Source organism: Bacillus sp. SYZHCR11, from assembly GCF_057196865.1.
In genome coordinates this window covers 104,779-124,334 of sequence record NZ_JBXUND010000003.1, presented here as the reverse complement: position 1 = coordinate 124,334, position 19,556 = coordinate 104,779, and the positions used below count along the sequence as shown (strand labels likewise).

The window sequence follows — 19,556 nt, the reverse complement described above, 5'->3', positions numbered from 1 at the left end:
GGATAAACAGGAAACATGTTACACTATTGCCACAGGTATTTTAACACAATACCTGCTGGGAGAAAAACGTAAATATGACAGCAAAGGGGAATGGGGATATGACCGATCTTCGCCGCAATGTTTATTTTTTTCACAAACAAAACAACGAAACAAAAGAACAAGTCAGCTCTTTGAAGCAGCTTGCTGAATCGCACGGTTTTACAGTTGCGGCTCACCCGGAGGATGCCGGTATTATCGCCAGCATCGGCAGCGACGGCTCATTTCTGCAAGCCGTCAGAAAAACCGGATTCCGTGATGACTGCCTGTATGTCGGCATCGCTAAAAAAGGGAAAGCCCATTTGTACTGTGATTTTCACAGCGATGAGCCTGAAAAAATGGCGGCCAGCATGACCGCGGAACAGCTTGAGGTCAGAAAATACCCGCTCATTCACGTAACGGTGGACGGCAGCAATCATTTTCACTGTTTAAACGAGGTTTCCATCCGTTCAAGCATTATTAAAACGTTTGTGATGGATGTGTTAATTGATGATCTTCATTTTGAGACGTTCAGAGGAGACGGGATGATCATTTCCACCCCGACGGGCAGCACCGCCTACAATAAGTCTGTCTCAGGCGCCGTTGTTGATCCTTTGATTTCCTGCATGCAGGTATCCGAACTGGCGTCGTTGAACAACAACACATACCGTACACTCGGATCTCCGTTTATTTTAAGCTCAGACCGGAAGCTGACACTGCAGGTGGTCCAGGACGGCAATGAGCATCCGATTATCGGGCTTGATAATGAAGCGCTCAGCACGCGGAATGTCAAAAAGGTTGAGATTACACTATCCGATAAAAAAATCAAAACGGTGAAACTGAAAGACAACTCTTTCTGGGAAAAAGTAAAGCGATCATTTTTATCATAAAAAAAGAGGACGGGCATCACTGCCTGTCCTCTTTTTCATATACGATACGGCCGCCGACGACGGTTTTGACAGCTTCCAATTCATGAAGCTTTTTCGGATCCGTCCCGAACGGATCACCGCTGAGTACGGTAAAGTCGGCATCATAGCCGGGGGCGATCCGTCCGCGGCTATGTTCTTTATGGATGATGGCCGCGCTTCCCTCCGTGTAAAGCTGAATGGCTTCGTACACGGTCAGGCACTCTTTTTCATAATAGGCCGGACCTTCCGGATGCTGCTTGCTTGTACGGAGCACAGCCGATTGAATGCCCAGAAGCGGATCGGCCGGCTCAATCGGGGCGTCTGAGCCTCCGGCGCACAGCAGCCCTTTTGACAGCAGTGTTTTCCAGGCGAAAGCCGTTTTCATCCGCTCTTCTCCGAGCCGGTCAATCACCCACGGAAAATCACTGGCCACAAAATGCGGCTGAAGATCAAGTCCGATCGGCAGCCGGGCGGCTCTTTCAATCAATGCAGCATCTAATACTTGCGCATGAATGAGCCTGTCTAGCTGTCCGGGCTTTGCCGGGTATCTTTCGATAACATCGAGCACCTTTTCAAATGCAAGGTCGCCAATCGCGTGCACGGCGATCTCCATCCCTTTCTCTCTCGCTTTATAAACAAGAGCGGCAAGGGTCTCGTCATCGTGCACCTGAACGCCGGAAACTGACGGATCATCATGATAAGGCTTTTTCAACAGAGCGGTTCTGCCTCCGAGCGCGCCGTCAGCAAAAATTTTCATCGCTCCGTATTCCAGGTAAGGTCCGGTCGATTTATCCAGAGCGCTCCAGCTGTCGACGGCTTCGTGATGAACGAGCAGATGGGCGCGAAAAGGATAAAGGCCGCTGCCGGTTAAAGACTCGTACGCGGCAACGGGAACGGACGGGTCTCCGTAGTATGCCAGATCTTCTGAATGCCCGCCTGTCAGGCCTTTTGACCAGCAGTCCGTAATCGCCGTTTGAAGCGCGCGTTTGACATAGTGAAGTGAGACGGGCGGCAGGGCCTGTGTCACAAGCTCTTGGGCTTTATCCAGCAGAAGGCCTGTCGGACCGGTGCCGTCCCGGACGATAATCCCGCCGTTTGGATCAGGTGTTTCGTTTGTAATCCCCGCCGCGCGCAATGCGGCTGAATTAACCGCAACGGCGTGCCGGCATACCCGCTTCAGCAGGACGGGGCGGTCGGGAAAGAGCGGGTCAAGGTCATGCTTCGTGACGTAATCCGGCCGTTCAAACAGGTTTTCATCCCAGCCTTCGCCGATCAGCCATTCGCCATCTTCCAATTCACGCTCTGCTTCTTTTGCGGCCCGCAGGATCGCTTCTTTTGACGTCAGCTGCGACAAATCGAGGCGAAGCTGTTTTTCCCCGTGTCCGATTAAATGCATATGACTGTCCGTAAACCCCGGGAACATGACAGCTCCATGTAAATCGATTTCCTCCGTATCAGGCGAACCGTATGTTCCTTGGAGCTCCCGATAGCTGCCCGTCTGCCTGACGACGCCTTCTTCGGTATAAACGGATTCAGTGACATGATTCTTGTCAAGCATTGTATAGATGGTGCCGCCGTGCCAAATCGCTTTCATCCCCGCTCACCCTTTATCCTGTATTATGCTTTTTTATCAGCCTTCAGCCGTTCTTCACGCTGTCTCAGTTCCACACGTCTGATTTTTGCGGACGCCGTTTTCGGCAGGCTTTCGACAAATTCAATTTCTCTCGGATATTTGTAAGGCGCCGTAATCGTTTTTACGTGGTTTTGCAGTTCTTTGACAAGTTCGCCACTGCGCTTTTCATCGTCTTGTAAAACGACATAAGCTTTTACGATTGAACCTCTGATTTCATCCGGGCTTGCCACGACTGCACATTCTTTCACTTCCGGATGCTTCACGAGCGCGTCCTCTACTTCAAAAGGCCCGATTGTATATCCGGAGCTGACGATAATGTCATCATTGCGGCTCTCAAACCAAAAGTAGCCGTCCTCGTCTTTTTTCGCGCGGTCTCCTGTAAGAAAATAATCTCCGCGAATCTGCTTTTTCGTTCTTTCGGGATCTTTATAATATTCCTTGAATAAGGCCGGTGTGCTCAAATGCACGGCGATATCGCCCGTTTCGCCTGTTTCGCATATTTCGCCCTTATCGTTTATAATCTCTACTTGATTTCCGGGGGTCGGTTTGCCCATGCTTCCCGGCTTAATATCCATATCCTTCAGGACGCCGACTAACAGGGTGCTCTCCGTTTGGCCGTATCCGTCTCTCACTTTAATACCGAAATGCTTCCGGAATACGTCAATGACTTCCCGGTTTAATGGCTCACCCGCAGAAACTGCGCTGTGAAGGGCAGAAAGATCATATTTGTCCAACTCCTCCACTTTTGCCATCAGGCGGTATTCCGTCGGGGTACAGCAGAAGACATTTACTTGATGGCGCTCCAGCAGCTCTAAATACGTCTTGGCGTTGAATCTGCCGTGATAAATGAATCCTGTCGCGCCGCTTCCCAGAACGGCGAGCAGCGGGCTCCACACCCATTTCTGCCAGCCGGGCGCCGCGGTGGCCCACACTGTATCGTCTTCGGAAATATCCAGCCATGCACCGGCTGATGTTTTTAAATGGGCAAAGGCCCAGCCGTGTGTATGTACAACGCCTTTAGGCTGGCCGGTCGTCCCTGAAGTATAGGACAAAAACGCCATGTCCTCTCTTGTTGTATCAGCTGTTTGAAAACTGTTTCCGTCCGCTTCAATCGTTAAGAGGTTTTTCCAGCCGGCATCATTTTCACCGATTGACAATGTCACCAGCTGCTCGGTATTCACCTCGTCAAATGCGTTTATAAATGAAGGATAAACGATAGCGCCTTTCACTTCGGCGTGTTTGATCCGGTATTCAAGGTCTTTGGCGCGCAGCATTTCCGAGCAAGGAATGACGACCATCCCCGCTTTTAAGATCGCTAAATAAACGGCATACGCTTCAAGCACTCTCGGAACCATGACAATCAGCTTATCGCCTTTTTCAAATCCGAGACCTTTCAGGCGGGCTCCGATTTTATTCGTTTCTTCCATCAATTTTTCATACGTCCAGACTTTCTTGCCGCCTGTTTGATCTTCCCAAATAAGCGCGTTCTTCTCTTTGGAACGGCTGAACTTTTCGATTTCATTTACAAGGTTATAGTTCTTTGGGGCGATTAAATCTTCTCGTTTTAACACGAACAACTCCTCACTTTCTTTCCCCATTATACATAAACATAGGCCATTACAATAAAAATATGCATAAATTGCTTCCAGCCTTCTATCTATACTCATGAAAAAAGAGCGGGGAATTCCCCGCTCTCTTAGCCATTATGTGAAGTTGTGATTAAAACTGCTGCTGGCTGCTTCCGCCCATGCTTTGCTGAGCAAAAGAGACAAGACGTTTTGTGATTTCTCCACCGACAGAACCGTTGGCGCGAGAAGTTGTTTCCGGTCCAAGGTTTACACCGAATTCAGAAGCGATTTCATACTTCATTTGGTCGATAGCTTGAGCAGCGCCTGGCACTAAAAGCTGGTTGCTGTTTCCGCTGTTTGATTGTTGTGACATGTGTATCACCTCCTTGTGAGTATAGAATGTGATAAAACACATGTCTTCATTCAAAAAAACTTTGGTAATTGTATACAGTTTTAAAACAGGCCGGCAAACTTATCGTGAGCTTCCTGCTCTGAGTAAACAGTGATGGTTTCGATGCCGGCAGCGGCCTCTGCAATCAGCGGTTCAAAATCAACGAAGCTTTCGAAGTGCTCGATTTTTTCTTTTTTCGGACGTGTTTTCGGACTTGGCGGCGTAAAGATGGTGCAGCAATCCTCAAACGGCTGAATGCTTGTTTCATAAGTGCCGATTTGTTTTGATTTCTCGATGATTTCTGTTTTGTCCATTCCGATTAAAGGGCGCAAAACCGGCGTTGCCGTCACGGCATTGATCGCATACATGCTTTCAAGCGTCTGGCTTGCTACCTGCCCGAGGCTTTCTCCCGTAATGATCGCGAGCGCTTTTCGTTCTTCTCTGATTCTGTCCGCGATTTGCAGCATAAGACGCCGCGTCGCCGTCATCGTATAGTTTTCCGGGATTTGTTTTTGGATGAGTTCCTGCGTCTTTGTAAACGGCACGATATGAAGCGTCATACTGCCGCCGAACTTCGCGAGGCATCCCGCGAGATCCATGACTTTCTGCTTTGCCCGTTCGCTCGTATACGGCGGACTGAAGAAATGTACGGCTTCAACTGATAATCCCCGTTTCATCGCGTAAAAACCGGCGACCGGACTGTCAAAACCGCCGGAAAGCATCAGCATCGCTTTACCCGCGGAACCGACAGGAAGGCCTCCGGCGCCTTTTTCGTTACGAATGGTCAGGAATGTCGCTTCCTCCCTGATTTCAATCCGAAGCGGAATATCGGGATTTTTCACATCGACGGTTAATCCATCCGTGTTTTTCAAAATATGGCCGCCGATTTCAGCGTTCATCGCATTCGTATCTAATTCAAACTGCTTGTAAGCCCGTTTGGTCTCGACCTTAAACGTATTCCCCGGTTTATATTCTCCTTCTATCGCGGCTAAAGCCGTTTTTTTAATGTCTTCCAGCTTGCTTTCGCATTTAATTGCGAGACTGAAACTTTGAATGCCGAATATATTCTTTAATAAGGAACAAATTTCCTCCGGGTTTTCTCCATTAAGTGTAATTGACATCCGGTCCCGGTTTGAAAAGTATTTTACTTTTTTATAATCCTTTAATACCAGGCGGATATTTTGTTTTAATCTTTCAATAAAACTGCGTCTGTTTTTTCCTTTTGTGGATATTTCACCAAAACGGATTAAAATATGATCGTAATTCATATGCTACCTCATCATTTTTTTTAGTTTTTGAACAGCCGGCACCAGCGCGGCCATAAACGGCTCCGTGATGTCAGCCGTATGCATGAAGTTCAGGCTGACTCTGATGCTGCTTGATGCAATCTGTTCGCCTTTATTCATTTGCAGAAGAACACGGCTCGGTTTATGCTCTCTTGCCGAACATGCCGCGGTTGTGGAGACATATATTCCTTTTTCCTCAAGCATGTGCAGCAGCACTTCGGCCTTCACGCCCGGAACGGAAAAATTAATGATATGCGGAGCGCTGTTTTCGGCGGGAGTGTTGATGACGACCCCGTCCGCCCCGCTCAGCCTTTCCATGAGCGCATTCTTGGCAGCCTCCACGGAAGAAAGCCGCTCATTCATGTCACGCGCGGAAAGATTGATCGCTTTCGCAAGGGAAACGGCGCCTGCCGTGTGTTCTGTTCCGGCCCGGACGCCTTTTTGCTGCGAGCCGCCCGTTATAAGCGGAATGAGCCGCGTTCCTTTTTTGACGATAAGCGCTCCGGTCCCTTTTAAGCCGTGAAACTTATGCCCTGAAACAGTGCAAAGGTCAATGCCCGCTTCTTCTATAGACAGAGGAACTTTATGAATGCCCTGCACATGATCAACATGAAACAGAATATTCCGGTGCTGCTTCAAAAACCCGCCGATTTCCTTTACGGGCTGAATGGAGCCGACTTCGTTATTGACATGCATGACGCTGACGATTATCGTATCCGGCCTGATAGCCGATTTGACGTCTTTCAAAGAAACGAAGCCGTTTTGATCGGCCGGAAGATATGTGACTTCAAAGCCGAACAGCTCTGTCAGCTGATCAAGCGTCTCCGTCACAGAAGGATGCTCAATCGCCGAAGCAATGATATGTCTTCCTTTACTCATGTTTGCCCAGGCCGCTCCCTTTAACGCAGCGTTATTCGCTTCAGTCGCGCCTGATGTAAATACAATATCATAATTTTTTAAACGTAAGGTTCTTTTTATTTGCTGAGCGGCCGCTTCAAGGAGCTGCTCCGTCTCAGTTCCTAACTGGTGCAGAGACGAAGGATTGCCGAAATAACGGCTGCTCGTCTGTTTATACACTTCCAAAACCTCTTCATACGGCTCGGTCGTTGAGCTGTTGTCTAAATATATCATTTTTTTTACTCCTTTTATGAAAACGGTACATCGTATGATATTTATGCTACCATAACAAAAGTAAATAGAAATTCGCAATAAATCGAGTATTGACTTCTCTGTACATTGCCATATAATAAGTAATGTTCGTTTTGTTATATTATCTGACAATTAATTGACAGAATATTTCAACATAGTATTTAGGAGGACTTTTATGAAACACTCACTACCTGTCAAAGATACCGTTATTATCGGTTTCATGCTCTTCGCACTTTTTTTCGGGGCAGGAAATATGATATATCCGCCGGAGCTTGGGCAAGCGGCGGGGCATAATGTCTGGAAAGCGATGGGCGGTTTCTTACTGACCGGCGTAGGACTGCCGCTTTTAGGTATTATCGCCATCGCATTAACGGGCAAAGACGCGAAAGGACTTGCCGATAAGGCTCACCCGGTATTCGGCACTATTTTCACCGTTGTGCTTTATTTATCAATCGGGCCGCTTTTCGCGATTCCGAGAACCGGAACCGTTTCATATGAAATCGGTGCAGTTCCGTTTTTAAGCGGCATTCCGGAAAGATTATCTTTATTTGTTTTCACGTTGATCTTTTTTTCTATTACGTATTATTTAGCTCTTAACCCGTCCAAAATCGTGGACAGAGTCGGAAAAATTTTGACCCCCATTAAATTCGGTATCATTTTAATCATTGTCGTAAAAGCCATCGTCACTCCGATGGGCGGGCTGGGCGCCGTACATCAGGCATATTCCGGAACGCCGGTGTTCAAAGGATTTTTGGAAGGCTATAAAACAATGGATGCGCTCGCCTCAATCGTCTTCGGCGTCGTTGTCGTCAACGCTGTTAAAAGCAGGGGCGTCACCCAGCGTAAAGCGCTCGCGGCCGCTTGTATTAAAGCGGGTCTGATTGCAGCGGCGGGTTTGACATTCATTTATTTATCTTTGGCCTATTTGGGAGCGACAAGCACGGACGCTGTCGGGCCGCTCGGCGAAGGCGCAAAGATTTTATCAGCTTCATCTGATTACCTGTTCGGTTCACTGGGAAACATTGTTCTCGGTGCCGCCATCACCGTTGCGTGTTTAACGACAAGCATCGGGCTTGTCACATCTTGCGGCGAATATTTTTCAAAATTGATTCCCGCTTTATCATACAAAATGGTGGTTACGATTGTCACGCTGTTCAGTCTGGCGATTTCAAATTTCGGACTTGCTGAGATTATTGCATTTTCAGTTCCTATTTTATCAGCCATTTACCCGCTGGCGATTGTCATTATCGTCCTTTCCTTTATTGATAAAATCTTTAAGGAAAGACGCGAAGTCTATATCGCCTGCCTGATCGGAACGGGGCTGTTCAGTATCCTGGACGGTTTGAAGGCAGCCGGCATTCCGCTCGGATCATTAGATTCATTCTTAAACGCAAATCTTCCGCTTTACAGCATGGGAATCGGCTGGGTGCTTCCGGGCATTGCCGGAGCGATCATCGGCTGCATCATCACGTTTTTTATCAGCCCGCCCATCGAATTAAATAAAGCAAAATCGTAACATTCAGCGCCTGCGGTTTGATGTATATCAGCCATAGGCGCTTTTTATATTCCGTGAGAAACAAAAAAACTGCACCTCTGATTTCCATCAGGGTGCAGTTTTTGCTTGTGCGTCTATGAAGCAGATTGATCAGCTTTAATTTTTTTCACGGCGCCGGGAGCTGCTTTTTCAACAGCATCTGCCGCCATCTCATAAGCTTCATTATAGCTGTAAGCGTAAAACAGCCGTTCCGCTTCTTTCAGCTGTTCGGATAAAATATGATTCTGGCTTCGGAAACGGTTGCCGTACTGGATGATCCGCTCAATCAGCTTCACCTGAATCACAAGTTCTTCCGCCTCTTCGCTGACTTCCGCAACCACCTTTTCAGCTTCGGTCAGATGTTTGGCGGCTTCCTCCATGTTTAACGGCAGCTCTTCCAATTGGCTGACGGTCTCTTCTATATGATGATTTGCCGTCTCGAGCTTGTCCTTGACTTGTTCAGGAATTCCCGGCACGTTGCTTTTTTGCAGCATTCGGGCCGTGTCAGAAATGGTTTTCCGAAGATTCATCAGCGTTTCCCGCGCCTGCAGTTCTTCTTTTCTGAGCGCCTGCAGATTTTCACGGTATTCGGCATGTTCTTTCTGAGCTTCTTCCATCTGCTTTTCGATGGCCTCGACTTCTTCAATCAGCAGAGAGTAAGCGACATGCTCACCGTCAAGCTTTTCTCTCGCCTGCTCAAGGAGCCGGCCGATCGTTTCCAGCTGTTTTTCGAAAGCATGCTGTCTGCCGATTTCTCCCGCCGTCAGCTGATAGCTTTCCTTGACGAGCTCCGTTTCGGTTTTTGTGCGGTCTTTTTCTTCCTCAAGCTTCTCATACGCGATGATCAGCTCAGGCATTTTGCTTAATACGGACTGTCCGGCTTCCACTTCGCCTTCCAGCTGTTCATACATCGATTGAATGGTTTCATCAATCAACTGAAGAATGGCGGACGCTTCGTCGACATCTAATTCTTCCAAAAGCGCGCTTTCGGCCCGTTTCAATTGATTGGTGAGTGTCTCCAGCTCTTTTTCGATTTGAATATGCTCCAATTTGTAGCCTTTTTCCGTCATTTCCCGGTAGCCGTCTTTCAGCTTGGCAATTTGGTTAGGCACGGTCTGTTTACAGTCAGCGAGCAGTTTCGGAACGTCATCTATGTATGTTTGAAGCTGATCCAGTCTGCGGTCCTGTTCAAGCAGCACTTTTCTCGCTTTGATGTAATTGCCGCTTTCCGTCTCTTCTTCGAACTTTTTTATGCCGCTCCAGATTTCGTCGAGATCCGTCTCCAGACTGTTATATAGCTCTCCGTAGAGATGGCTGTACGCCAGAAGGTTTTTTCGCGCTTTTGAATACCGCTCACGCACCTGTTCAATCTCTCCGCGGCTTTTTTCCTCGCTCGTCACAAGATCGCTGATCTCACGCAGTATGCCTTCTATATTTGATTCGGCTGCAGTGAGGAGGTCGTCGATGTGGACAAGCACCTGATTCGCTTTTTTAAACCGGTATTTGTCGGCGTTCTCTTCGGCATCATAAAGGAGCTCTTCTACTTTCGGCAGATGGGCTGTGACAATTTCATCCCACTCTTCGCGCCATCTTTCAAAGAACTCTTCCGTCTCTCCGGTCATTTTCAGATGTTTGATCTTGGACATTTCTTCCACTATCGAACGGTTTAAAATTTCAATCTTCCATGACTCCAGCCGGTCAATTTCCGTATAAATTTTTTTCCTGAAAAAGTAGCCCGCCGCAAAGAGCGCGAGCAGTATAACCAATAATCCGATGACTAACTCCATAATGAGCCCCCTTGTTGTTCTCTTAATCTGTCAGGGTGTTTTATGTATTCAGAAAGATTTCAATATATGTATTGAGAAAATCTGTCGTTTTCATTGTTATTATGATACCATGTAACCAACATTTTTTGACCAGAAATCAAAAACTTTTTGCATAATTTCGGCAGGATTCTGCAATTTTTTAATGGAGTGACACAAATGGAAAAACGAGACGCTCATATCCACACGCCTTTTTGCCCTCACGGCTCGAAGGATGCGCTGAAAGAATATGTCGAAAAGGCCCTGGAAAGAGGCTTTGACTCGATCACATTTACAGAGCACGCCCCCCTTCCTCCGTCATTTCAAGATCCCGTACCGCTTCAGGACAGCGCGATGGATCTCAGACAGATGGAGGTTTATTTGGAGCGGCTGTCACAGCTGAAAAAGGAATACGATGGACAAATCAGCATTCTGACCGGGCTCGAAACTGATTTTATCACAGGGTATGAAGAGGAAACCGCGGCGTTTCTGAACACGTACGGCCCCTCACTGGATGACGGCATTTTATCCGTTCATTTTTTGAAGACCGGTCCGTCTTATATCTGCCTCGATTTTGACGAGCACGCCTTTCAGCAGCTCGCCGCGCACTTCGGAAGCGTTGAAGCCGTATATGAACAATACTATGAAACTGTGTATTCTTCCATTGTAACACCGCTCGGCCCCTTTAAGCCAAAACGGGTCGGCCATATCACGCTCGTCAAAAAATTCGCGCGCCTTTTCCCTTACAGCATGTCACCTCAAATAAGAGAGCTTGCGGCCCGCTGTCTTGACGCCGTGAAAGAACACGGAATGGAGCTGGATGTGAATACATCCGGGCTCAGAAAGAAGTTTGCCGGGGAAGTATACATGGAGGATTGGATGGCTGAGACGGCGAAGCAAAAAAAAATCCCGCTCATATTCGGGTCGGACGCCCATCAAGCGGAAGATGTCGGCAGTTCCTATGAAACGTACAAAAGCATCATTACTTCATAAGCGCCGCATCAGGCCGTCGGAACACGCTTTCGATCCAGATCTTCACCTCTTCAAAATACCTTTTATAAAAGTACGGTTCATGAGGCTGCATATAGAGCACCTCTGTAATGTATTGAGGCTGAAGATACGGCATCATCAAGAGGGATTTCAATTGCAGAATAAAATGCGGCACGGGCAGCGTCAGCCGTCTGTGGCGTGACTGCCCTTCTTCAATCACCAGCTGGAAAATATATTTTTCTTTCATTAAGTAAGTAGACATAATTTCCCTGATAAGCACGGAATCAATCGTCACTTCCCGGTACACAAACCGCGTTAGTTGACGGTTATCGTGCTGATAGGATAAAATATCGAAAATCACCCGCAGGATGCGTTCCTGCGCGTCTTCACCGTTCATACTGACGGCGGCTTTTTCCAGCGCTTCAGTATAGCCTTCGTAAAACTCGGAAACTAAATGTTCCATTAATCCGCCTTTCCCTTTAAAATAGTAGGAGATGTGCGCAACATTTACATCAGCTGACTTTGCGATTTCACGGACGGACGTGCCGGAATAACCTTTTTGGTTAAACAGCTGGACAGCGGCGTTAATAATTTTGTCTTTGGTGCTTACTTTCATACGGCTCACCCCTTTATGTGTAACAATTCAAGCAGAAAGGCGCCGTTCCTGTAAGAACTTCTCGACAAATGCCGGCAGAACGGCCGGAACTTTGTTTGATATTATAGAAAAAGTGAGGGTTTTCCATGTTTCATGTCGAAAAACAATCCGGAGATAAAGAAAAAAGTTATCAGCTTCTGCTTAAACAGCTCGAAGCCATGACAGAAGATGAAACGGATGCGATCGCAAATTACGCGAATGCATCAGCGCTTTTATACCATTCATTACATGAAGTCAACTGGGCGGGGTTTTACTTCGCTAAAGAGGGCGAGCTCGTGCTCGGACCGTTTCAAGGACTTCCTGCCTGTGTGCGCATCCCGTTCGGCAGAGGCGTATGCGGCACTGCCTACTCTAACGGCGCCGTGCAGCGGATTGCCGATGTGAATGCGTTCCCGGGACATATCGCCTGTGACGCGGCTTCCCAGTCAGAAATCGTCCTCCCGATCCGCGTAAACGGTGAAGTGATCGGTGTGCTGGACATTGACAGCCCTGTGAAAAACCGTTTTGATGAAACGGACGAAACCTATTTAGCAAAGTTTGTTGAAACGCTTGAAAAACGATTAGGATAAAAAAAGGAGCCCGGCCGGCAGGCCGGCTCCTTTTTTATGTCGTCGTGCTGTTTTGGTGGATGATCAGCCGGTTTTTGCCGTTCCGTTTGGCGATATAAAGCGCCTCGTCCGCTTGCTGAACGAGCATTTTCAACGGCATCGGGCCTGTCTTTGACCAGCAGGAAACGCCGCAGGAAATCGTCACGCGCGGCTCGGTGTTTTCCCGGATGGCGCGAACCAGCCTTTTAGCGATGCGTTCTCCGGATGACACGTTGATATTCGGCAGATAGACAGCCAGCTCCTCGCCCCCCCACCTTGCAGCGACATCATGCTCACGAATATGGTTTTTCATAACGGAGGCCACCTGAATCAGGATCGAATCTCCCGTTTGATGACCGTATGTATCATTAATGGTTTTGAAATTATCGATATCAACGAGGATGAATACACCCCGTTTATGAATTTTCATGCTGTATTGAATTTTCTCATCCAAATAGGTTCTTGAATACAGCTCCGTCAGCTGGTCTGTCTGAACAAGATGCTCAAGCCTGTCGCGCAGCATGGAGTTCGTGACCGCCAATGTCGCATGGTGAATGAGCGCTTGAAAAAGCTTATACATTTCAAACGTAAAAGCATACAAATCCTTTTTCAATAAAATCGCGAACCCGAAGACGGTGTCATTTTCGATCATCGGCACCGCCATCAGCGAGCCGAAGCCGTTTTCGCCGAATACAGTCTTTCCGCTGCCGATAAACACGCCCTTTTCTCCCTCGAACAGCTTTTCTTTCACAATGCTGATATAGGGGTTCGCACGTTCTGTCTTAAAAAAAGCGGTATGTCCCGGAAGCAGATTTTGCGTCTCAAAATGATCAATATGAAAAAAAGCCACTTCTTCCGCATGAAATGATTGGGTCATAATGGCGGCGAGTTCCCGCATCGTGTCAGTGAGTCTGAGGCGCTGATTCAGCTGGCGCGATGTTTCATTAATGAGCTCCAGATTCGCAATGCTTTTTTTCGATTGCTCATAGAGCTGCGCATTTTCAAATGCTTTTCCCGCTGCGCCCGCAAGCAGCAGCATTTCACTGAGAGTACTGCACGAAAGAACGGCATCCTGCAGCCCCTCCGTCTTCAGAACCCCGTAAGTCCCCTGCTGGCCTTTGATCGGCAGGTAAGCAGATGACCTGCCTTTTCTGAGCAGTCTCCCCGATAAATAAACCTTCAGGGCAGACGGGTCGGCATCTTTTCCGTCCATATGTAATTCTTTTGCGGGAAGCTGTCTGTCCGTATCCTGATCCTGCGTGATAAACAGTGAAAAGCGGAAAGACCGGAAAGCCGTACTCAAACTTGCCTGCAGTTTTTCCAAAACCTCATTTTGATCCAAAAGCGAATGGAACATTTCTGTCATTCTGTGAATTTTCCGCTGATGCTTCGTTTTGTCAAACAGCCCGCTTTGTCTCACAGATTGATTGATAAACTGAGTAACGATCTCAGGCAATGATTCCGGGATCGGCAGCCCGCCTTCCGAGCACAGATAAAAGGATCTGCCGGACGTCTGATTCCTGATCATAAAACGGCCGTCACTCTCTTTCAGCGGAGCATAATGCGGTTCATCTTCTGTTTTTATGGTGAAACGTGTTGATTCTGCCGGTGAAAGGGTCAATGAAAGAGATGTAAAGCAGGATTCTAGAGCTGAGGCCAGCCATAACAGCGAGTCGGATAATGAGACGGATTCAGATTTCGTTAAGAAAAAAGAAAGCATTTTCTGATGAAAGGCCGTCACTTCATCAATTGTTTGTTTTTTCATTTTTATCACCTAAACATGTACTACTCATTTTTGTACATTATATCATAAACCGGCACTCTTCATGGAGAAATGGTTGACGGCGGCGGGGAAAAATCATATAATGTTCTTTGTGTGAAATATTGCAGCCTTTTTGTTCAGCTTCTGTGTTTGCATTTTGTTCCTTAGCTGTAAGGTGTATCGTGTAACTCTCTGCTGCTGGAGCGAGGATACATGAAAACAAAATGTGCACGGTCGGATCGAACAGACGGTTTTTATTTTCCACAAAATAAAACCAAAGGAGGAGTCACATTATGGCTCGCTATACAGGTCCATCTTGGAAACTGTCCCGCCGTTTAGGAATCTCTCTTAGCGGTACAGGTAAAGAATTAGAAAAACGCCCTTACGCACCAGGTCCCCACGGTCCGGGACAGCGTAAAAAACTATCAGAATACGGTTTGCAATTGCAAGAAAAGCAAAAACTTCGTCACATGTACGGTGTAAACGAACGTCAATTCCGCACATTGTTTGACAAAGCTGCAAAAATGACTGGTAAACACGGCGAAAACTTCATGATTCTTTTAGATGCACGTCTTGATAACGTTGTGTACAAGCTCGGTCTTGCACGCACTCGCCGTCAAGCTCGCCAATTAGTTAACCACGGTCACATCCTTGTTGACGGAAGCCGAGTTGACATTCCGTCTTACCAAGTAAAACCTGGTCAAACAATCGGTGTTCGCGAAAAATCAAGAAACCTTTCTATCATCAAAGAATCTGTAGAAGTAAACAACTTCGTTCCTGAGTACCTTACTTTCGACGCTGAAAAGCTTGAAGGTACATTCACTCGTCTTCCAGAGCGCTCTGAGCTTGCTCCGGAAATTAACGAAGCGCTTATCGTTGAGTTCTACTCCCGTTAAGTAAAACGCTCTTTAAAGAGCATTGGATTAAACCCCGGACATGTTGTGATGACAATGTTTCCGGGGTTTTTCTTTTGGGCTGTTCCCTCTCTTTATTAAAAAAGCCCCTGTCCGGGGCTTTTTTTTATGTGCCAACCGGCTTTTCAGCTACATGTACATTAGAAAACCCCATAATGCCTGCAACAGATAATGCCGCAAAAAGAATTCTCTTTTTCATCAAATTCCTGCCGCAAACGCAGAAATGAGTTTGTTATTTTTTCTGACTCACCTTAATCATTTGACAGGCAGAAGCGATTTTTTACATAATGAATCATCATACCTTACAAAAAGGAGAGACGGAATGAACAGCATCCCCTCTATCGTCAGCAAGCACAAAGCCTATTTTGCGGCGGGGCATACGAGACCGCTAGAATCAAGGCTGAACATATTGCAAAAGCTGAAACAAGCCATCAAAACACAAGAAGCCGATATAGCAGCCGCTCTCTATCAGGATCTCCACAAATCCGAACAGGAGGCGTACACGACAGAAATCGGAATTGTTCTGGAAGAAATCAGTTTTGTGATGAAGCGGCTGAGAAAATGGGTCAAACCGAAGCGAGTCAAAACGCCTCTGACTCACCTGGGCTCGAAAAGCATGATTATCCCTGAGCCATATGGAACCGTTTTGGTGATTGCGCCTTGGAATTATCCCTTGCAGCTGGCGCTTTCACCCTTGATTGGAGCCATTGCGGCCGGAAACACAGTCGTTCTCAAACCGTCAGAATATACGCCTGCGGTTTCCGCTGTTCTTTCTAAACTTATCAGCAGCGTTTTTCCGAGTGATTATGTCGCTATGGCGGAGGGCGGGCCCGACGTCAGCACTGTTTTATTACAGCAGCCCTTTGACTATATTTTCTTCACAGGAAGCGTTGCCGTGGGAAAAATCGTTATGGAGGCCGCCTCCAAACAATTAATTCCCGTTACCTTGGAGCTCGGCGGCAAAAGTCCCTGCATTGTCCATAAGGATGCTGATATACAGCTTGCCGCCAAACGCATCGTCTTCGGGAAATTTACAAATGCAGGGCAAACCTGCATCGCACCGGATTATTTATTTGTCCACCAAGATATCAAAACGAAGCTCATAGAAGAAATGAAGCATGCGATCAGTGAATTTTACGGCCCTCAGCCTGAACAAAATCCGCAGTACGGCAAAATCGTCAGTGAACGCCACTATCAGCGGCTGCTCAGCTTTCTGAATGATGGCGTCCCGCTTACAGGCGGACAATTTAATCCTGAACACCACAAAATAGCGCCGACGATTCTAGATCAAGTGAAGGATGACTCTCCAGTAATGCAGGAGGAGATTTTCGGGCCGATTCTTCCGCTGTTTACATACGGCGATATCGATGAAGTCATCGAGAAAGTCCAATCACGCCCAAAGCCGCTCGCTCTTTATGTCTTCACAACAAACAAAGGAATCGAGCGAACTGTTTTAGAGAATCTGTCATTTGGCGGCGGCTGTGTCAATGATACGTTAATGCACGTCGCGACACCGTATTTGCCATTCGGCGGCGTCGGAGAAAGCGGCATCGGCAGCTATCACGGATTTAACAGCTTTAACGCATTTACGCACAAAAAAAGCGTCGTCAAACAAACGAACCGCTTCGACCTCGCTTTCCGTTATCCTTCTTCCAAAAACGGGCTGCGAATGATCCGGAAAATACTTAAATAAAAAAGCGCAGAGTATCTGCGCTTTTTATAAATCATCTATACACCAATTAATCGGTTCGTCTCCCAAATTAAACCTATTTTTAAAAGTTCAAATCGAAGTCTAACCGCAAAAATGAACCAACCCAACTGTAGGAAAGGTTAATCCTTATCACCCTGGTGAGTCCTATAATAATTTTCAGCGGTATAGATATTCCACTCCCAAAAATTTGCTCCTTGACACAAAATATACCGATCTAAAAATATCTCAAAATTAAGTTTCATTGGTTCATACTCAATAAATCCGCGGAACCATAAATAGTTTGGATCTGTAGAAATTTTGGTTTTGTCAATTAACAAATAACATCCGTCTAACAGATGTGCGACAGGAATAAACTGAGGCTCTAAAAAACCATTTTGCATATACTTTTCAATCTCTTCTAAATCAAGAATATGCAAACCCCCACCTACATTCTCACCGTAAATCAACAAATCAAATATTCTGGCTCCGTTATGCAATTTTAAAAAGGTTTTATAATCTTCAGGAAGTGAGACTTTTATTTTCTTCTCAAAACTCTCAATCTCCAGATCTGTTGCACCTTTAAAGAAAGTACATTCTGTTTCTAAAAGCGTTCCTTCATTCCCTAAAATGTTCAAGCGGCCTTTTTCATCAATTAATTCTTTTAGACCTTGGAGCGTTTTTTCAACAAAAACTGCCATTGAGCCACCTCTTATTATTAGAGCATTGCTATTTTATTCACAAGAGCAGGAGCCAATGTTCCAGTTGAAGTATCAGGAAGAGAACCTTTCCATCCGGCTACTGAAGTATGTTGGGACATAAAAAACTTTGTCTTTTTAGGATAATATTACGACTTTGAATATGATTTACCTGCTTGAAAATTCTATGTTATGGGGAAAACCTTTCGTATTAAAAATATAAAGACAGTCTGTTAAACAGACTGTCTAAGATGTTGTTACATCACACCATACTCAGCTGCGGTTCAAATAATTCATAGTGAATGGATTCCGGCGTTATATTGAATTCAGAAATCAGCTTTTTCATTTCTTTAATGAACGACGGTGATCCGCACAGGTAAAAATCAGCATCTTTATCTGTCATCACTTCTTCTAACAGCTGTTTGTCAATCCGGCCTTCCCGAAAACGAATATTTTCTGAACGGTCTTGTTCGGACGGTTCACTGTAAATAAAGACGGTGTCAGCGGATGAGTGTTCCGCGGCTTCTTCAGCTTCATGCCGCAGCGCATGATACTCTCCGCTCCTTGCCGCATGGATAAAGAGAACGTTTCGCTGCGGCTGGGTTTTGGCAACCGTCTTTAACATGCTGATCACCGGGGTAATTCCGACACCGGCACTGATCAGAACCAGATTCTTTTTGGAATCAGGGTCTAATACGAAATCCCCGGCCGGAGCGCTGATCTCAATTGAATCCTTTTCGTGTAATTGGTCATGCAGATATGAAGAAACAATTCCGTCTTTTTTCACGGAAATCCGGTAATAATCCTTACCGGATACATCCGACAAACTGTACTGGCGGATATGCGTATAACCCGTGTCCGGAATGTATACTTTTACACTGATATACTGTCCCGCTTTGAATTCGGGGAGAACTTGTCCGTCTTCCGGTTTTAAATAAAACGACGTTATCTCTTTGCTTTCTTTTACCTTTTTATCAATTTTAAACGCCTTATCGTCTTTCCAGCCGCCTTTTTGCGTTTCCGCTTGTTCATACATGTCCTTCTCAATTCCGATAAAAGCGTCTGCAATGACGCCGTATGCTTTTTCCCATGCCTGAATGACCTCAGGAGCAGCCCCGTCTTTTAGCACATCCTTTATCGCGATTAACAAGTACTTTCCAACGATTGGATAATGCTCGGACTTAACACCGATACTCCGGTGCTTATGGCTGATTTGTTTGACGACGGGGACTATGTTTTCCAGCCGGTCAATATTGGCTGCGGCCGCAATCACAGCATTCGACAAGGCCGTACGCTGTGTTTTTTTCTTTTGATTCGTCTGATTAAAGATATTCAGCAGCTCAGGGTGATGCTGAAAAAGCAGGTCATAAAATCGGCCTGTGATTTCTTCACCATGCTCTTCTAAGACCGGCACTGTGCTTTTAATGATTTCAATCGTTTTTTCATCGAGCATTCTGAAATCCCCCTAAAGATGTATGCATCTCGATTGACCTGAGAAAAGAATCGTTTTTGAATTCTTTTTTATAGATTTCCCCGTTCAAAAAGGGTTAGCCATTCCAATTTGAGACGGATTCAGGAAAAACCAGATAAACGAAATTGCAGATGGAAAATTGTGGACTTGCCATAGTGTACTTGTCCGATGCAAAATCCTCCTTTTCAGCATTTAATAAAGTACGGGAGGTGAGATGAATGGGTAAAAAATCGAAAGTGTATTACTGTGACCCTAAGTATATTGTGACTGACAAGTATACTGACAAAGAAGTGGTTTACGTCCATCCCATCAAACACATTAACAGAGAACATATCCGTTATGTTCCCCGCCACGTTTATCAGGAAGAAACAATTCACGAAGTCATTGATCCGGGCGATCCGGGGAAATGCGGGTGTAAAAAGGATAAAAAAAGACGCAAAAAGTAATTGGTTCGATTTCTTGCCTCAGCAGACCTCCGTACCTTTTGGCTCCTCTTTTTCAGAGGG

General features: G+C 46.3%; 17 protein-coding genes. 7 read left to right on the top strand and 10 right to left on the bottom strand.

Annotated elements, in window-relative coordinates:
- Positions 1-98 precede the first annotated feature (98 nt).
- Positions 99-905 carry an NAD kinase gene (locus AC2CGA_RS12430; protein ID WP_003152418.1) on the top strand — a complete coding sequence of 269 codons (807 nt, stop codon included), beginning with the start codon at positions 99-101 and terminating at the stop codon, positions 903-905.
- 16 nt (positions 906-921) lie between these two features.
- Here the strand turns inward: AC2CGA_RS12430 and AC2CGA_RS12425 are convergent, their stop codons facing one another.
- The 5 genes from AC2CGA_RS12425 to AC2CGA_RS12405 form a co-directional block, all read right to left on the bottom strand.
- On the bottom strand, positions 922-2,517 hold the full coding sequence (locus AC2CGA_RS12425; protein WP_210601966.1) for an amidohydrolase: 1,596 nt from the start codon (positions 2,515-2,517) through the stop codon (positions 922-924).
- A 23-nt stretch (positions 2,518-2,540) separates the two neighbouring features.
- Positions 2,541-4,127, bottom strand: a complete 1,587-nt coding sequence (mbcS, locus tag AC2CGA_RS12420) for an acyl-CoA synthetase MbcS (protein WP_014305574.1) — start codon at positions 4,125-4,127, stop codon at positions 2,541-2,543.
- A 148-nt stretch (positions 4,128-4,275) separates the two neighbouring features.
- Positions 4,276-4,497 (bottom strand): alpha/beta-type small acid-soluble spore protein, encoded by a 222-nt coding sequence (locus AC2CGA_RS12415; protein ID WP_007408043.1) that lies wholly within the window; start codon positions 4,495-4,497, stop codon positions 4,276-4,278.
- An 80-nt stretch (positions 4,498-4,577) separates the two neighbouring features.
- The gene (gene thiI, locus AC2CGA_RS12410; RefSeq protein ID WP_349686259.1) at positions 4,578-5,783 is read right to left on the bottom strand and encodes a tRNA uracil 4-sulfurtransferase ThiI; all 1,206 of its coding nucleotides are present in this window, start codon (positions 5,781-5,783) and stop codon (positions 4,578-4,580) included.
- 3 nt (positions 5,784-5,786) lie between these two features.
- Positions 5,787-6,932 carry a cysteine desulfurase family protein gene (locus AC2CGA_RS12405; RefSeq protein ID WP_057080663.1) on the bottom strand — a complete coding sequence of 382 codons (1,146 nt, stop codon included), beginning with the start codon at positions 6,930-6,932 and terminating at the stop codon, positions 5,787-5,789.
- A 193-nt stretch (positions 6,933-7,125) separates the two neighbouring features.
- On the opposite strand from AC2CGA_RS12405, the gene brnQ reads away from it, so the two are divergent.
- A complete protein-coding gene (gene brnQ, locus AC2CGA_RS12400; RefSeq protein ID WP_003152412.1) occupies positions 7,126-8,466 on the top strand; it encodes a branched-chain amino acid transport system II carrier protein in 1,341 nt (446 codons plus the stop codon).
- 113 nt (positions 8,467-8,579) lie between these two features.
- Here brnQ and ezrA read toward each other — a convergent pair whose 3' ends face one another.
- Positions 8,580-10,271 carry a septation ring formation regulator EzrA gene (gene ezrA / locus AC2CGA_RS12395; RefSeq protein WP_003152411.1) on the bottom strand — a complete coding sequence of 564 codons (1,692 nt, stop codon included), beginning with the start codon at positions 10,269-10,271 and terminating at the stop codon, positions 8,580-8,582.
- Between the two features lie 195 nt (positions 10,272-10,466).
- Here ezrA and hisJ point away from each other — a divergent pair, with 195 nt between their 5' ends.
- On the top strand, positions 10,467-11,279 hold the full coding sequence (gene hisJ, locus AC2CGA_RS12390; RefSeq protein WP_014305577.1) for a histidinol-phosphatase HisJ: 813 nt from the start codon (positions 10,467-10,469) through the stop codon (positions 11,277-11,279).
- Here the strand turns inward: hisJ and refZ are convergent.
- Positions 11,269-11,892 (bottom strand): forespore capture DNA-binding protein RefZ, encoded by a 624-nt coding sequence (refZ, locus tag AC2CGA_RS12385; protein WP_007408038.1) that lies wholly within the window; start codon positions 11,890-11,892, stop codon positions 11,269-11,271. The genes hisJ and refZ overlap by 11 nt on opposite strands.
- Positions 11,893-12,017: 125 nt before the next feature.
- Here refZ and AC2CGA_RS12380 point away from each other — a divergent pair, with 125 nt between their 5' ends.
- Complete coding sequence (locus tag AC2CGA_RS12380) at positions 12,018-12,500, top strand: GAF domain-containing protein (RefSeq protein ID WP_003152408.1); 483 nt, start codon at positions 12,018-12,020, stop codon at positions 12,498-12,500.
- Between the two features lie 34 nt (positions 12,501-12,534).
- On the opposite strand, the gene AC2CGA_RS12375 is transcribed toward AC2CGA_RS12380, so the two are convergent.
- Positions 12,535-14,283, bottom strand: coding sequence for a sensor domain-containing diguanylate cyclase (locus AC2CGA_RS12375; protein ID WP_015387851.1), 1,749 nt, complete (start codon positions 14,281-14,283; stop codon positions 12,535-12,537).
- Between the two features lie 290 nt (positions 14,284-14,573).
- Between AC2CGA_RS12375 and rpsD the strand changes: the two genes are divergently transcribed.
- Both rpsD and AC2CGA_RS12365 read left to right on the top strand, forming a co-directional pair.
- Positions 14,574-15,176 carry a 30S ribosomal protein S4 gene (rpsD, locus tag AC2CGA_RS12370; protein WP_003152406.1) on the top strand — a complete coding sequence of 201 codons (603 nt, stop codon included), beginning with the start codon at positions 14,574-14,576 and terminating at the stop codon, positions 15,174-15,176.
- 340 nt (positions 15,177-15,516) lie between these two features.
- Entirely contained in the window at positions 15,517-16,887 is a 1,371-nt protein-coding gene (locus AC2CGA_RS12365; RefSeq protein ID WP_014305579.1) for an aldehyde dehydrogenase, read from the top strand.
- Positions 16,888-17,024: 137 nt separating this feature from the next.
- Here the strand turns inward: AC2CGA_RS12365 and AC2CGA_RS12360 are convergent, their stop codons facing one another.
- Positions 17,025-17,582, bottom strand: a complete 558-nt coding sequence (locus tag AC2CGA_RS12360) for an SMI1/KNR4 family protein (protein WP_015387850.1) — start codon at positions 17,580-17,582, stop codon at positions 17,025-17,027.
- Between the two features lie 259 nt (positions 17,583-17,841).
- Entirely contained in the window at positions 17,842-19,032 is a 1,191-nt protein-coding gene (gene hmpA / locus AC2CGA_RS12355) for an NO-inducible flavohemoprotein (RefSeq protein WP_139885359.1), read from the bottom strand.
- 236 nt (positions 19,033-19,268) lie between these two features.
- Here hmpA and AC2CGA_RS12350 point away from each other — a divergent pair, with 236 nt between their 5' ends.
- Entirely contained in the window at positions 19,269-19,496 is a 228-nt protein-coding gene (locus AC2CGA_RS12350) for a hypothetical protein (protein WP_003152402.1), read from the top strand.
- Positions 19,497-19,556 lie beyond the last annotated feature (60 nt).